Below are 14,513 nucleotides of genomic sequence, written 5' to 3'. Positions count from 1 at the left end.
ACGCGGCATTGGCCTTGTGCATTGACCGGGTTCCCGTTGGCCTCCCGTCAGCAAGGTGACCGCCATGGTAGACCGCTCGAGCGCCGCCTCCGTCGCCCCCTCATCCGCCCCCCCTCCTCACGACGCCAGAACTGATGCGAAGGGTTTGCAAGACTCCCTGCACGAGCACCTCTTCACCAATGACGAGTCCGACCATGCTTCCACGACGCAGAGCGGGCAAGAATCGGGGCGCCGCTGGCCGTATCTGCGGCGCGGCGCCAAGGTCGCGATCGGGCTCGCCATCGTCGCCGTGTTCGGCTGGCTGCCGCTGCGGGCGATCTGGGAAAATTCGAGCGTCGAAGCCGTGCTGAATTCCCGCCTCGTCACCTTGCGGACTCCGATCGGTGGCCGCGTCGCAGCCGCCCAGCGCGTCACTGACCAGGCCAAGCTCGAAGCCGGGACCGTCGTCCTGCGCGTCTTCAACTCGCGCGGCGATCGCACCCGGCTCGACGATCTCCGGCGGCAGAAATCGCGCCTGGAGAATGAACGGCCGAGCCTTGCGGCGAAGCTCGCTTCGGCGCAGGCGGCACAAAAGGATCTGGCGCGGCAGGCCGCGCTATTTCGCGACGGACGCGTGCTCCAGCTCGAGGCCCGCATCGCGGAGATCCAGACCTCGATCGAGGCTGCGGCGGCGCGGCGGGACGAGGCCAGTGCCGCCGTCGAGCGCGCCTCCTCGCTGGCAAAATCGGGCAATGTCTCGACCGTCGAACTGGCACGTCTGACGCGCGAGCTCTCGGTGTCGCAACAGACCGAGCTCGGTGCGCGCAAGCGGCTGGACGCGGCCAAGGTCGAGCTCGCCGCGGCACGGAACGGATCCTTCCTCGGCGACAGCTACAACGACCGGCCAAGCTCGGTTCAGCGCGAGGAAGAGATGCGCCAGCGTGCCGGCGACCTCGAGGCCGATCTCGCGCGCACCGACACGGAGATCGCCTGGCTCGCCAACGAGATCATCGTCGAGGAGGTCCGGTTCGCGGATCTCACCGAAGCCAACATTACGACACCCGTCGCAGGCCGCGTCTGGGAAATGATGACATCGCCGGGCGAGGACGTGCAGGCAGGCCAGCCGTTGCTCAAAGTGCTCGATTGCAGCGGCGCCGTGATCACCGCCAATGTCACCGAGAACGTCTACAACCGCCTGCAGCTCGGCGACCACGCGACGTTCGAGCCCAATGACGGCGGCGAGCCGATCTCCGGCACCGTGGTCAACCTGACCGGCGCTGCCGGCGCGCCGGCCAATCTCGCCATCAATCCGGATGCGCTGAGCAAGGAGCCCTATCGTGTGACCGTGGCCTCGCGCGATGCCGCAGCTCGCGCCTGCACGGTCGGCCGCACCGGCCGCGTGGTGTTTGCACGGCACGAGACCGCACCGTGACGGCGGCGCTGACGCCCGGCCTGATCGCGCTCGGCGCCTTCATGGCTATCGTACCGCTGCTGAGGCGCGACAGCACGATGGCACGCTCGTTCCTGGCCATTGTCTCGGTGACCTTGCTGCTGCGCTATCTCTATTGGCGGATCATGTCGACGCTTCCGCCGCCGCGCCTGACCGTCGATGCCGTGATCGGCTACCCCTTCATGCTGCTGGAGGCGGCCTCGCTCGTCGCGGTCGCGTTGTCGCTGCTGTTCCTGAGCCGGACGCGCGACCGCACCGGCGCAGCGAAGGTCGACGGCCGCACCACCGATCCGGGCGCACCGCTGATCGACGTCTTCATCTGCACCTACAACGAGGAACGAGGGATCCTCGAGCGTACGATCATCGGCGCGACGGGCATGGACTACGGCAATTACCGCGTCTGGGTGCTCGACGACGGAAGACGGCCCTGGCTGCGGCGGCTGTCCGGCGAGCTCGGCTGCCACTATCTGACGCGGCCCGACAACCAGCACGCCAAAGCAGGCAACATCAATCACGCACTGAGGCATGTCGGGGCGCTGCCGGAGCGGCCGCAGTTCGTCGCCATTCTCGATGCGGACTTCGTGCCGCGGCCCGATTTCCTTGCGCGCACCGTCTCGCTCATGGACGATGCGTCGGTCGGCGTGGTCCAGACCCCGCAGCACTTCATCAATCCCGACCCGATCCAGACCAACCTCGCCGCGACCGACGTCTGGCCCGACGAGCAGCGCTTCTTCTTCGACATCCTGCTGCCGGCCAAGGACGCCTGGGGCGTCGCGTTCTGCTGCGGCACCTCCTCCCTCATCCGCTATTCCGGACTGATGCGGATCGGCGGCTTTCCGACCGATTCGGTGACGGAAGACTATCTCGTCACGCTGCGCCTCAAGGAACGCGGACTCAATACGATCTATCTCAACGAGCGCCTGACGATCGGGCTCGCGCCGGAAGGGCTGAAGGAATACATCACCCAACGCGCCCGCTGGTGCCTCGGCTTGATGCAGATCGTGCGCGGCCGCAGCGGACCGCTCTCGCGGGACTCGAAGCTGCCCTTCATCGACCGCCTCTCGCTGGCCGACGCCTTCATGAGCTGGTCCGCGGTCTACACCTCGAAAGTGGCGGGCCTTGTGGTGCCCTGGCTGTTCCTGCTGTTCGGCATCCAGGCGGTGCGGGCCGATCTGAGCGAGCTGTTGCGGGTCTTTCTGCCCTTCTATGTCTGGAACGGCCTCAGCATGGCCTGGCTTTCGCGTGGCCGCTCGCTCGCAATGATGACGGATGTCTCCCAACTGATTGCCGCGCCTGCCGTGCTCAAGGCGGTGGCGACCGGCCTGCTGAAGCCGAAGGGACACAAGTTCAAGGTCACCGCGAAAGGCGGCGACCGCGACCGACGCTTCGTCGAATGGCCGCTGCTGCGCATCTACGGCTGTGCACTTTTCATCACGCTCGCATCCATCGCTTATGCCTTCATCCTGCAGCAGCGCGGCGAGAACATCGCCTATGGCGGACTGGCGCTGGCCTGGAGCTTCTACAACGCGTTCATCCTCACCGTGGTCTGCTTCGTCTGCATCGAGCAGCCGCGCAAGCGCAAGGCGGAGCGCTTCAATCGCAACGAGCCGGTGCTGCTGCGCCAGGACGGCAGGTCGCATCTGGCGCGGCTCGCCGATATCTCCATCACCGGTGCGCGGCTAATCGATCCCGATCCGCCGGCGCCTGGGAGCACGATCGAGTGCCAGATCTACGGCCGCTCGATTGCGGCCATCGTGGTGCGGCGGACCATTGATGGATTTGCCGTGCGGTTCGCGGAAGGCATGGACACGCGCGTGCATGCAATCAGGGCGTTCTATGCCGGCGAATATGTTCGGGCCTATCGGGGCGTCAGGGCGCTCCCGGTCGGTAAGGCGCTGCTGATGCGGCTGTTCGGCTAGCGCCACGCACTGTCAGCGGCAAGGTCGGCTTCCTCTCCGCTAGGGGGCGGGATGCACCTCTCTCGAGCCATCCGACTCGACGCCTGTGGCCACTCGAGCGCTCTGGATATCGATCATCAATTGCTTCGCCATCTCCTGCAGGCGGTCACGATCCCGGTCGGTGAACTCCCGCGGCTGAGTATCGATCACACAAAGGCAGCCTACAACATGACCGGATGAAGTCCGGAGCGGGACCCCCGCGTAGAAGCGAATGCCTCGCTCCAGCACATGCGGATCGTCGGCGAAGCGCGGGTCTTCGGTCACATCCTCCGAAACCAGCATATCGCCTGCAGCGATCACATGCGCGTCGAGGGAGCCCTCGTGATTGCTCGGCAGACCTGCTTGAACTTCTTGGGCGCGGGCTTCAGCGGCGGTTAGCTGAATATGATCGACCAATGTCACCAGCGCGATCGGAACGTTGAACGCTTGCGCGACCTTTCTGGAGGCCTCATCCAGGTCCTGGCGTTTCGAGGCGTCCAAGCCAAGTCCGCGCAGCGCGGCGAGCTGCGCACGTTCGGCGTCGGCCGTGAGCTGGGGCGTATCGCCGAGAGCTGCCGCGCGACCGACCCATGCTTCAACCTGCTCGACGCATGCTTGGAGAGAGGCGAATGCCGCGTCGGCCGCCATCTGGGTCTTGAGCTCTCCCGTCTGTTCCGTTCCGGCGATCAAATTCCAGCAGCAGGCGGCAAGCTTCACCTGTGGAGCCCGACGGCGCAGGCGACGAAAGACATAGCGGGCGTAGACCTGCGGCTGCGGGTGAAAGTAGGACAGGCACACCACGTCGACCCCCTGGAGATCGAGTTGCTCCAATGCTCCCCGACTGACCGCGATCGGCGGCAAGACCTTGGCGCCGATGGTGCGCTCCTCGAGCACCTGCGCGAGCATCTCCGCCGCTGCATGATCGAGCTCCGTGCGTCCAGCGAGACAGAGGACGCATGGTCGCTGCGCGGTGTGATTTCCCTCGTCCACTGCATTCGCTTTTTCGCGGATATGGTCATCAACCTCCCGGACAACCGAGATAGCCGTATCCGCAACGAGACGCCGGTAATTGGTGTCGATGCTGCTGCGCTGACGATCATTCTCCGCCAGGCGCAGCGCCGGAATTCCGACGTTGTCGTACAGCTCGCGTGAGGAACACTCGTCGACATAGTTCTCGGCGAACTCAACCGCCTCCTCCAGGTTGCCGGCCAATAACCGCTGGTAGAGTTGCTCCTCCGGCGCGAGCACAGGGTCGCTGCCGAGCAGAACGCCCAAGAACTCCAACTGCGGGACGTAGCGCCCCATGACGACGAGGCAGACGGTCAAAGGTGTTGCCAGAAACAGCCCGACGGGTCCCCAGAGCATCGTCCAGAAGATCGCGGCGATGATAATTGCGAGGGACGACAGCCCGGTGCTGGATCCGTAAAGCCAAGGCTCGACAACATTGTTGCTGACGAGTTCAGCCGTAACGAACAAACCGACGACCCAGAACAGCATCGTCCAGCCTGGATCGACGGCGATGGCCAGGGCAACGGGAAATATAGCAGCCAGGAAAGGACCGAGGTAGGGAATGAATCGAAGTACCGCTGCGAGCAAGCCCCAAAGAATCGCGTTCGGCACGCCAACAAAGTAGAGTGCAACACCGATCGGCACGCCGTAAGTCAGATTGACAACAAGCTGCATCAGCAGATAGCGGCTGACCCGCGAGGCAGCATCGTTGATGGCCTGAGTACTCTTCTGAAGGTCACCGGCTCCGGCTAACTTGATGAATCGGTCGCGCAGGTCTTCGCGCTCGAGCAGCACGAAGATCACGAAAATGACGACCAGCCCGGAAGTCGCAAGCGGCGCCAGCAATGGACCTATGACCGATCGAATGAGCTCCAGCGGTCTCGGCTGTGGCGGCTCCACCCGCACGGTGACAGGCTCCCGACTCTCACTGCCGGTGCCAAGCCGGGAGGATGCAGCCGCCGACTTTTTCTCATCTCCCGAGATCTCTCTGCCGAGATCCTGCATCGTCGTGGTAACGGCGTCGACGACCCCACCGCCCGGCGCGGAGCTTTGCAACGAGCGGATCTTCTCGGTGATGGTGGTCTGATAATTGGGAAGGTTGCTGGCGAGCTGGACCAGTTGGCGCCCAACGACCAAGGCGATCCCTGCGACGACGATGAAGGCAATGGAAACGGCAATTAGCACCGCTGCAATGCGGGGCACTTTCCAACGTCTCAGCCAATTGACCAAGGGCGTGAGAACGAAGCTCAGCAGGATCGCAAGGGCAAAGGGAACGAAGATTTCCCGGCCGAGATAGAGGGCTCCGATGGCTAGGACGATGCCGCCGGCCGTGAGCATGGGCGAGGTTGCGGCTCGCACGGCCGGTGTTCGTTGCGTCGACGCCGGAGGCAACTCGGCCACAGAACGAGCCTTTCCGTAACGGTTTCGACAGGTCAACCCCGATTCGGCGGGATTGATCCAACCGAGCCGATCGCTTGATTTCTGAATACATGCCCCTGTGCACCAAGAGGGGCGACCACCCGTCCTCCAGATCAGGTGCAGGCTGGGGATGGCCTGGGGCGGCCGCTTCCCCTAAACTTCGGCCGAATCCACGCCTGCCCTTCCCCGCCGGAACCCCCATGGTCCAGACCCGATTTCCGATCGCGGCCCTCGCGCTTATCGCATGCACGGCCACGGCATCCGCCCAAATGCTTCCGCCTCCTGCCAAGCCCGCAGTGCCGAAGGCCCCCTCGCCGCGCGCCGCCTCGTGCCACAATGGCGCGAGCTTCGATCGCTTCCTGACCGAGGTGAAGCAACAGGCGGTGGCCGCCGGCGTGTCGCAGCGCACGATCGCGGAGGCATCGCCCTATCTCGTCTACGACCAGGGCATCGTCAACCGCGACCGCGGCCAGCGCGTGTTCGGACAGCTCTTCACCGAATTCGCCGGCCGCATGGCCGCGGCCTATCGCATGCAGAACGGGCAGCAGCACATCAAGCAATACGCCGCGGCGTTTGCGCGCGCGGAAAAGGAATACGGCGTGCCGCCCGCGGTGATCGCCGCGTTCTGGGGCCTCGAGAGCGATTTCGGTGCCAACATGGGCAATTTGCCGACGCTGAAATCGCTGGTGTCGCTCGCCTATGATTGCCGCCGTTCGGAGATGTTCGTGAACGAGACCATCGCGGCGCTGAAGATCATCGACCGGGGCGATCTGCATCCCGACGAGATGATCGGCTCCTGGGCCGGCGAGCTCGGCCAGACCCAATTCCTGCCCGTGCACTACGTCAACTACGCGGTCGACTTTGACGGCGACGGACGGCGCGACCTGTTGCGCTCGCCGGCCGACGTGATCGGCTCGACCGCGAACTACATCGCAAACGGATTGAAGTGGCGGCGCGGCGAGCCGTGGCTCGAGGAGATCAAGGTGCCGCCGAACCTGCCGTGGGAGAAGACCGATCTCACGGTACGCGAGCCGCGCTCGACATGGGCGCAACTGGGCGTCACCTATCCCGACGGCCGGCCCTTGCCGAACGACAATCTCGCAGCCTCCGTGCTGCTGCCGATGGGACGCTTCGGGCCGGCCTTCATGGCCTATCCGAATTTCGCGGCTTACACCGAGTGGAACAACTCGCTGATCTACGCGACCACCGCGGGCTATCTCGCCTCGCGCATCGCCGGGGCCGCGCCGATGCGCAAGCCGGCTGCGCCGGTCGCGCAGCTGCCGTTCAACGAGCTCAAGGAATTGCAGCAGCTCTTGGTGCGCGCCGGCTTCAACGTCGGCAAGGTCGACGGTGTGCTGGGGCAGCAGAGCCGCGCCGCGGTGAAGGCGACGCAGATCAAGTACGGCCTGCCGGCGGATTCCTGGCCGACCGCCGAGCTGCTTGCGCGCATGCGCGGCGGCACGGCGCAGGTCCTGCCCCAGACGACGGTGCGGTAGAATTTTCGCATCGCACAAGCGGCTTTCCGCGATTGCAATTTTCCATGAGGCTCCCATGTGAGTGGCTCAGGTTTCCTCCTGAGATTTCCCACCATTTGAAGCGAGCATCACATGTCCTTCTACGACGCCGTCGTCCCCGCCTATTTGCAGATGCTGAACAGCGTGACCGGGCTGCTCACCAAAGCTGAGGCGCATTGCGCGGCCAGGAAGATCGATCCCAGCGTCCTGCTTGGCTCGCGCCTCTTCCCGGACATGCTGCCGCTGTCGCGGCAGATACAGCTGGTCAGCGACTATCCGACCAGAGGCTGTGCGCGGCTGACGCATAGCGAGGTCCCCTCGACGCCCGACACCGAAACCAGCTTTGCGGAGTTGAAGCAGCGGCTGGCGAAAACGATCGACTATGTCAAATCCTTCAAGCCCGAGCAGTTTGAGGGCGCCGACGCCAAGGACGTCACCTTTCCGATCGGCCCCGGCAAGACCATCACCATGACGGGACAGCAATTCCTGAGCTCGTTCTCGCTGCCGAACCTCTATTTCCACGCCGCGATCGCCCACGGCATCTTGCGTCACAACGGCGTTGAGATCGGCAAGCGCGATTTCCTCGGCGCGAACTGATTTGTGAAATCGCACGACCGCGACAGTGGGATTTCGCTGTCGCAGCCGACATTGCACACGAATTATGCTACGCGCGCCCTGCCGCGTAGCTCGCCTGCACTTTGCGTATGGCTCATCCCTTGCGCCCGATGTCGCGATGCACAATTGTTCGAGACCTCTCACCGCCCGGAAGCATTCCCATGAGCCGTTCGACCAAATTGTTTGAGACCTACAAGCTCGGCCCGATCACGCTGGCCAACCGCCTGGTCATGGCGCCGCTGACGCGCAACCGTGCCGTACCCGGCACCTTCGTGCCCGGTCCGCTCGCCGCCGAATATTACGCCCAGCGTGCATCCGCGGGCCTGCTGATCACCGAGGCGAGCCAGGTCTCGCAACAAGGTCAGGGCTACCAGGACACGCCCGGCATCTATAGCAAGGAGCAGGTCGCCGGCTGGCGCAAGGTCACCGACAAGGTGCATGAACGCGGCGGCAAGATCTTCATCCAGCTCTGGCATGTCGGCCGCATCTCGCATGTCGATCTGCAGGCGAATGGCGCAGCCCCGGTGGCACCGAGCGCGATCCGAGCCAAGGGCAAGACCTTCGTCAACGGCGGCTTCGCCGACGTCTCCGAGCCGCGCGCCCTCGAGCTCTCCGAGATTCCCGGGATCATCGACGACTTCAAGCGCGCCACGAAGAACGCGCTGGAAGCCGGCTTCGACGGCGTCGAGATCCACGGCGCCAACGGCTATCTGCTCGAGCAGTTCGCCAAGGACGGCGCCAACAAGCGCACTGATGCCTATGGCGGCTCGATCGAGAACCGCGCGAAGCTGATGCTGGAGGTCTCCAAGGCCGTCGTCGCCCAGGCCGGCGCCGAGCGCACCGGCATCCGCATCTCGCCGGTGACGCCGGCCAACGACATCTCGGATTCCAACCCGCAGGCCCTGTACGATCACATCGTCGACGGCCTCAGCGCGCTGAAGCTGGTCTATCTCCATGTGGTCGAAGGCGCCACCGGGGGGCCGCGCGACATCGCGCCGTTCGACTATGCGTCGTTGCGCAAGCGCTTCTCGGGCGCCTACGTCGCCAACAATGGCTACGATTTCGACCTCGCCAGCAAAGTGCTGGAGGCGAACGCCGCCGACCTCATCGCCTTCGGCAAGCCGTTCATCTCCAACCCCGACCTGGTCGAGCGGCTGAAGCAGGGAGCGGCGCTGAACGATTGGGACAAGAACACGTTCTACGGTGGTGGTGCGAAGGGCTACACGGATTACCCGACGTTGGCGGCCGAGCCGGCGGAGTAGGTTCTTCTCCACACATGACGCTGTCATGCCCCGCGAAGGCGGGGCATCCAGTACGCCGCGGCTTCTCGGTTCAACCACGACCGTCTCTGGAATACTGGATTGCCCGCCCCTGTGCGCAATTGCGCACTAGGCGGGCAATGACACCGAGGTGTGAAAAACCCTCGCACCACAACGACAAAACAAAAAGGCCGGGATCGCTCCCGGCCTTTCGTGTTTGATATCGCTCTAAGCGCCGCTTACTTCACTTCCGCGCGCTTGGGCGGAGTGGCGGGCCACGACTTGATCAGGGTGTCGTAGTCCACCGTCTCGCCCTTCGGCTTCTCGTTGGCGAGCTTGCGCTGCGGCGCGATGGTGCCGTCCTTCTGGGCCTTGGCGAACCAGTACTCGGCCGACTCCTTCTTGTGCAGCTTCGGACCGCAGGCGCCCTGCACGCCGGACTTCTCCAGACGCTCCAGCACGGAATCCTGGGCCGCCGCGAGAGCATCCATCGCCTGCTGCGGCGTCTTCGCACCGGACGACGCATCGCCGATGTTCTGCCACCACAGCTGCGCGAGCTTCGGATAGTCGGGCACGTTGTTGCCGGTCGGGGTCCACTGCACGCGCGCGGGCGAGCGGTAGAACTCGATCAGGCCGCCGAGCTTCGGCGCACGCTCGGTGAACGACTTGTCCCAGATGTCGGATTCACGGATGAAGGTGAGACCGACATGGCTCTTCTTCAGGCTCACCGACTTGGAGACGATGAACTGGAGATAGAGCCAGGCTGCCTTGCGGCGATCCGGCGGAGTCGACTTCAGCAGCGTGGCGGAGCCAGCGTCCTGGTAGCCGAGCTTCATGCCTTCCTTCCAATAGGAGCCGTGCGGCGACGGAGCCATACGCCACTTCGGCGTACCGTCCGCATTCACCACCGGCAGACCCGGCTTCACCATGTCGGCAGTGAAGGCGGTGTACCAGAACATCTGCTGGGCGATGTTGCCCTGCGACGGCACGGGGCCGGACTCGGAGAAGGTCATGCCCTGCGCCTGCGGCGGGGCGTACTTCTTCATCCAGTCGAGATACTTCGTGATTGAGTAGACTGCGGCCGGACCATTGGTGTCGCCGCCACGCTCCACCGAAGAGCCGACCGGGCGGCAGCCCTCCATCCGGATGCCCCATTCGTCGACCGGCAGACCGTTCGGAATGCCCTTGTCACCGTTGCCGGCCATCGACAGCCAAGCGTCGGTGAAGCGCCATCCAAGCGAGGGGTCCTTCTTGCCATAGTCCATATGGCCGTAGACCTTGACGCCGTTGATCTCCTTGATGTCATTGGTGAAGAACTCGGCGATGTCCTCATAGGCGGACCAGTTCACGGGCACGCCGAGCTCGTAGCCATACTTGGCCTTGAACTTGGCCTTGTAGTCGGCATTGGTGAACCAGTCGTAGCGGAACCAGTAGAGGTTCGCGAACTGCTGGTCGGGCAGCTGGTAGAGCTTGCCGTCCGGCCCGGTGCCGAACGACTTGCCGATGAAGTCGTTCACGTCGAGCATGGGGTTGGTGACGTCCTTGCCCTCGCCGGTCATGTAGTCCGACAGCGCAATGGTCTGGCCGTAGCGGAAATGCGTGCCGATCAGGTCGGAGTCGTTGATCCAGCCGTCATAGACGTTCTTGCCCGATTGCATCTGGGTCTGGAGCTTCTCGACGACGTCACCTTCCTGGATGAGATCGTGCTTGAGCTTGATGCCGGTGAGCTCGGAGAATGCCTTGGCGAGCGTCTGCGCCTCGTATTCATGAGTCGTGATCGTCTCGGAGACGACGTTGATCTCCATGCCCTTGAAGGGCTCGGCGGCCTTGGCGAACCACTCCAGCTCCTTCTTCTGGTCTTCCTTCGACAGCGTCGAAGGCGTGAATTCCGCGATCCACTTCTGGATCACGGCCTCGTCGGCGGCGCGAACCGGCGCCGAGACGGCGAACGACACCGCGATGATCGCAGCGGCGCTGGACATGGTCAGAAAACTATTCTTGGTCAATGGACCTTTCCTTCTCCTAAACTGTCGCATGTTGTTCCTCCGTTGCAGCGACAAACTTTTATACAGGCCCGGGTTGGTCCCGGATCTGGCCGTCCCTTCGCAAGCTTCAGACCGTGCGGAAAATGAGCGCGGCCGTGACCAGCGAAATTCCTGATGCGAGCCACAGGCTCGAGATTTCAAACCCCTCCTCGCCGATAGGCAGCGTAGCGATCGCGTCGGTGCCGACGAGGCCGATCCAGGCGAGGTGGATGACGGCGGCCGCGATCAGCGAGATGAACAGACGGTCGCCGCGCGTGGTCGGGATGCGCAGCACGCCGACACGCTCGGCCTCGGGATAGACCGCGGCGAGCCAGGTCATCACGAGAAGCGTGCAGGCGAGCGCGGCGAAGAAGATCGCGGTCGGCAGCGTCCAGGCCATCCATGCGATGGATTCCATTGATGCCTCCTCAGACGCGGCCGAGCGCGAAACCGCGCGCGATGTAGTTGCGGACGAACCAGATCACCAGCGCGCCCGGAATAATGGTGAGCACCCCGGCGGCGGCGAGCAGGCCCCAATCCATGCCGGCCGCCGACACCGTACGCGTCATGATCGCTGCGATCGGCTTGGCATGCACCGACGTCAGCGTGCGCGCGAGCAAGAGCTCGACCCAGGAGAACATGAAGCAGAAGAAGGCGGCGACGCCGATGCCGCTCGCGATCAGCGGCACCAGGATCTTGATGAAGAAGCGCGGGAAGGAATAGCCGTCGAGGAACGCGGTCTCGTCGATCTCGCGCGGCACGCCGGAGACGAAGCCTTCGAGGATCCACACCGCGAGCGGCACGTTGAAGATGCAGTGCGCGAGCGCGACGGCCCAGGGGGTGTCGAACAGGCCGATCGCCGAATAGAGATTGAAGAACGGCAGCGCATAGACCGCCGCCGGCGCCATGCGGTTCGACAACAGCCAGAAGAATAAATGCTTGTCACCGAGGAAACGGTAGCGCGAGAAGGCGTAAGCCGCCGGCAGCGCCACGGCGATCGAGATGATGGTGTTGAGGACGACGTATTCGAGCGAATTGATGTAGCCCGAATACCAGCTCTCGTCGGTGAAGATGCGCTTGTAGTGCTGCAGCGTCGGAGTGTGCGGCCACAGCGTCATCGTCGAGACGATCTCGCTGTTGGTCTTGAAGCTCATGTTGACGAGCCAGTAGATCGGCAGCAGCAGGAAGATCAGGAACAGCCCCATGATGAGGCGACGGCCGGGGATCGAATGCATCAGGCCACTCCTTCCCTTGGCTCGAGTGCGGGCACGGGCTTGAGCGCGGCCGCGGGCTTGGGCTCCGCCGCCGGCTCGCTCGAAGCCTGGACTTTGCGTTCGACACCGGCATTGGTCATGACGGTGTAGAAGATCCAGCAGACGATCAGGATGATGAGGTTGTAGACCAGCGACAGCGCCGCGGCCTTGCCGAGGTCGAACTGGCCGAGCGCAATCTTGACCAGCTCGATCGACACGAAGGTGGTGGAATTGCCGGGCCCGCCACCGGTGACGACGAACGGCTCGGTGTAGATCATGAAGCTGTCCATGAAGCGCAGCAGCACCGCGATCAAGAGCACGCGGTTCATCTTCGGCAGCTGGATCGCCTTGAACACGGCCCAGCGCGAGGCGCCGTCGATCTGCGCGGCCTGGTAATAGGCTTCGGGAATCGACTTCAGGCCGGCATAGCACAGCAGCGCGACGAGGCTGGTCCAGTGCCAGACGTCCATCACGATGACCGTGAACCAGGCATCGACGTCGTTGGAGACGTAATTGTAATCGAAGCCCATGGCATTGAGGACGTAGCCGAGCAGGCCGATGTCGGGACGCCCGAAGATCTGCCAGATGGTGCCGACCACGTTCCAGGGGATCAGCAGCGGCAGCGCGAGAATGACGAGGCAGGCTGCGACGGTCCAGCCCTCGCGCGGCATCGACAACGCGACGACGATGCCGAGCGGCACCTCGATGGCCAGGATGACAAGCGAGAAGAACAGGTTGCGGCCGAGCGAGGCGAGGAAGCGGCCGCCGAGGTCGGTGGAGGGATCGAGCAGCTCCTTGAACCAGCCCACGCCGTTCCAGAAGAACTGGTTGTTGCCGAAGGTGTCCTGCATCGAATAGTTCACCACCGTCATCAGCGGCAGCACCGCCGAGAAGGCGACGACCAGGAACACCGGCAGCACCAGGAACCAGGCTTTTTGGTTGACGGTCTTGTCCATCAGGCGGCTCCCTCCACCAGAAGGCTGTCGGCATAGACGTGGACGTGCGACGGATCGAATTTCAGCCCGGCGGTACCGTCCGCGCTGGCGAAGCCGCCAGGAGCGCGCGCCGCGAGCTTGGCGTCGACGACGCGCACGCGCGCGAAGCGGATGCGGCCGAGATCGTCGATGCGCTCGATCCTGGCGGTGAGCAGGCCAGGTGTGGGCGCGACCACCTCGACGAATTCGGGACGGACGCCGATCTCGATCTTCGCGCCGGCGGGCAGATTGTCGTAGCTGCGGTTCAGCGCGATGACGTGGCCGTCGATCCTGGCCTCGCGCCCCCTCACCTCGGCCGGCAGGATGTTCATGCCGGGCGAACCGATGAAATAGCCGACGAACGTATGCGCCGGCTTGTCGAACAGCTCGGCCGGCGTGCCGCTCTGCACGACGCGACCGTCATGCATGACCACGACGGTGTCGGCGAAGGTCAGCGCCTCGGTCTGGTCATGGGTGACATAGATCATCGTGAGGTCGAGCTCGCGATGCAGCGCCTTCAGCTTGGAGCGGAGCTGCCATTTCAGCTCGGGATCGATCACCGTCAGCGGCTCGTCGAACAGCACGGCGGCAACGTCGTTGCGCACGAGACCGCGGCCGAGCGAGATCTTCTGCTTGGCGTCGGCGGTCAGGCGCGTGGCCTTGCGGTTCAGATAGGGCTCGAGATCGAGCAGGCGACCGATCTCGGCGACGCGCCTGTCAATGTCGGCCTTCGGCACGCCGCGATTCTTCAGCGGAAACGCCAGATTCTCCCCCACCGTCATGGTGTCGTAGATCACCGGAAACTGGAACACCTGCGCGATGTTGCGCTTCTGGGTTGACAGCGGTGTGATGTCCTTGCCGTCGAACAGGATCTTCCCCCGCGACGGCGTGATGATGCCGGAGATGACGTTCAGAAGCGTGGTCTTGCCGCAGCCGGAGGGGCCGAGCAGCGCATAGGCGCCGCCCTGCCGCCAGGTCATGGTGACAGGCTTGAGCGCAAAGCTCTCCTGCGGCGCATCGTTGCCGCCGTAGGAATGGGCGAGATCGACGAGGTCAATGCGGGCCATGGCGCATCTCCCTC

At 64.1% G+C, this 14,513-nt stretch carries 11 protein-coding genes; 5 read left to right on the top strand and 6 right to left on the bottom strand.

The window, feature by feature from the left end; translation table 11 throughout:
• Nucleotides 1–64 precede the first annotated feature (64 nt).
• Nucleotides 65–1,411 carry an HlyD family secretion protein gene (locus I6F16_RS07005; RefSeq protein ID WP_036013829.1) on the top strand — a complete coding sequence of 449 codons (1,347 nt, stop codon included), beginning with the start codon at nucleotides 65–67 and terminating at the stop codon, nucleotides 1,409–1,411.
• Nucleotides 1,408–3,348, top strand: a complete 1,941-nt coding sequence (locus I6F16_RS07000) for a glycosyltransferase (RefSeq protein WP_074448122.1) — start codon at nucleotides 1,408–1,410, stop codon at nucleotides 3,346–3,348. The genes I6F16_RS07005 and I6F16_RS07000 overlap by 4 nt, the downstream gene beginning before the upstream one ends.
• A gap of 39 nt (nucleotides 3,349–3,387) precedes the next feature.
• Here the strand turns inward: I6F16_RS07000 and I6F16_RS06995 are convergent, their stop codons facing one another.
• Complete coding sequence (locus I6F16_RS06995) at nucleotides 3,388–5,712, bottom strand: AI-2E family transporter (protein ID WP_050995924.1); 2,325 nt, start codon at nucleotides 5,710–5,712, stop codon at nucleotides 3,388–3,390.
• A gap of 281 nt (nucleotides 5,713–5,993) precedes the next feature.
• On the opposite strand from I6F16_RS06995, the gene I6F16_RS06990 reads away from it, so the two are divergent.
• From I6F16_RS06990 to I6F16_RS06980, 3 genes are all read left to right on the top strand, one after another.
• On the top strand, nucleotides 5,994–7,289 hold the full coding sequence (locus tag I6F16_RS06990) for a lytic murein transglycosylase (RefSeq protein ID WP_225143357.1): 1,296 nt from the start codon (nucleotides 5,994–5,996) through the stop codon (nucleotides 7,287–7,289).
• Between the two features lie 111 nt (nucleotides 7,290–7,400).
• Nucleotides 7,401–7,904 (top strand): DUF1993 domain-containing protein, encoded by a 504-nt coding sequence (locus I6F16_RS06985; protein WP_036013837.1) that lies wholly within the window; start codon nucleotides 7,401–7,403, stop codon nucleotides 7,902–7,904.
• A gap of 179 nt (nucleotides 7,905–8,083) precedes the next feature.
• Nucleotides 8,084–9,184, top strand: coding sequence for an alkene reductase (locus I6F16_RS06980; RefSeq protein ID WP_225173516.1), 1,101 nt, complete (start codon nucleotides 8,084–8,086; stop codon nucleotides 9,182–9,184).
• 236 nt (nucleotides 9,185–9,420) lie between these two features.
• On the opposite strand, the gene I6F16_RS06975 is transcribed toward I6F16_RS06980, so the two are convergent.
• The 5 genes from I6F16_RS06975 to I6F16_RS06955 form a co-directional block, all read right to left on the bottom strand.
• Nucleotides 9,421–11,163: an ABC transporter substrate-binding protein gene (locus I6F16_RS06975; protein WP_036013842.1), complete on the bottom strand. Its 1,743-nt coding sequence runs from the start codon at nucleotides 11,161–11,163 to the stop codon at nucleotides 9,421–9,423.
• Nucleotides 11,164–11,293: 130 nt separating this feature from the next.
• Nucleotides 11,294–11,623: a DUF2160 domain-containing protein gene (locus I6F16_RS06970; protein ID WP_036013844.1), complete on the bottom strand. Its 330-nt coding sequence runs from the start codon at nucleotides 11,621–11,623 to the stop codon at nucleotides 11,294–11,296.
• A gap of 10 nt (nucleotides 11,624–11,633) precedes the next feature.
• Nucleotides 11,634–12,440 (bottom strand): carbohydrate ABC transporter permease, encoded by an 807-nt coding sequence (locus tag I6F16_RS06965; protein WP_036013847.1) that lies wholly within the window; start codon nucleotides 12,438–12,440, stop codon nucleotides 11,634–11,636.
• Nucleotides 12,440–13,414: a sugar ABC transporter permease gene (locus I6F16_RS06960; RefSeq protein WP_036024799.1), complete on the bottom strand. Its 975-nt coding sequence runs from the start codon at nucleotides 13,412–13,414 to the stop codon at nucleotides 12,440–12,442. Before I6F16_RS06960 ends, I6F16_RS06965 begins: the two co-directional genes overlap by 1 nt.
• Entirely contained in the window at nucleotides 13,414–14,499 is a 1,086-nt protein-coding gene (locus I6F16_RS06955) for an ABC transporter ATP-binding protein (protein ID WP_225114964.1), read from the bottom strand. Before I6F16_RS06955 ends, I6F16_RS06960 begins: the two co-directional genes overlap by 1 nt.
• Nucleotides 14,500–14,513: the final 14 nt, after the last annotated feature.

Origin of the sequence: Bradyrhizobium sp. IC4060, from assembly GCF_020193715.1 — a bacterium.
Lineage (GTDB): Bacteria > Pseudomonadota > Alphaproteobacteria > Rhizobiales > Xanthobacteraceae > Bradyrhizobium > Bradyrhizobium yuanmingense.
This window is presented reverse-complemented; position numbering and strand designations above follow the sequence as displayed.

What these genes read in the sequence shown, in the direction of transcription:
- I6F16_RS07005 (WP_036013829.1), top strand. Translation starts at nt 65, where the DNA reads ATGGTAGACCGCTCGAGCGCCGCCTCCGTCGCCCCCTCATCCGCCCCC.
- I6F16_RS06995 (WP_050995924.1), bottom strand. Translation starts at nt 5,712, where the DNA reads ATGCTCACGGCCGGCGGCATCGTCCTAGCCATCGGAGCCCTCTATCTC.
- I6F16_RS06990 (WP_225143357.1), top strand. Translation starts at nt 5,994, where the DNA reads ATGGTCCAGACCCGATTTCCGATCGCGGCCCTCGCGCTTATCGCATGC.
- I6F16_RS06985 (WP_036013837.1), top strand. Translation starts at nt 7,401, where the DNA reads ATGTCCTTCTACGACGCCGTCGTCCCCGCCTATTTGCAGATGCTGAAC.
- I6F16_RS06980 (WP_225173516.1), top strand. Translation starts at nt 8,084, where the DNA reads ATGAGCCGTTCGACCAAATTGTTTGAGACCTACAAGCTCGGCCCGATC.
- I6F16_RS06975 (WP_036013842.1), bottom strand. Translation starts at nt 11,163, where the DNA reads ATGTCCAGCGCCGCTGCGATCATCGCGGTGTCGTTCGCCGTCTCGGCG.
- I6F16_RS06970 (WP_036013844.1), bottom strand. Translation starts at nt 11,623, where the DNA reads ATGGAATCCATCGCATGGATGGCCTGGACGCTGCCGACCGCGATCTTC.
- I6F16_RS06965 (WP_036013847.1), bottom strand. Translation starts at nt 12,440, where the DNA reads ATGCATTCGATCCCCGGCCGTCGCCTCATCATGGGGCTGTTCCTGATC.
- I6F16_RS06960 (WP_036024799.1), bottom strand. Translation starts at nt 13,414, where the DNA reads ATGGACAAGACCGTCAACCAAAAAGCCTGGTTCCTGGTGCTGCCGGTG.
- I6F16_RS06955 (WP_225114964.1), bottom strand. Translation starts at nt 14,499, where the DNA reads ATGGCCCGCATTGACCTCGTCGATCTCGCCCATTCCTACGGCGGCAAC.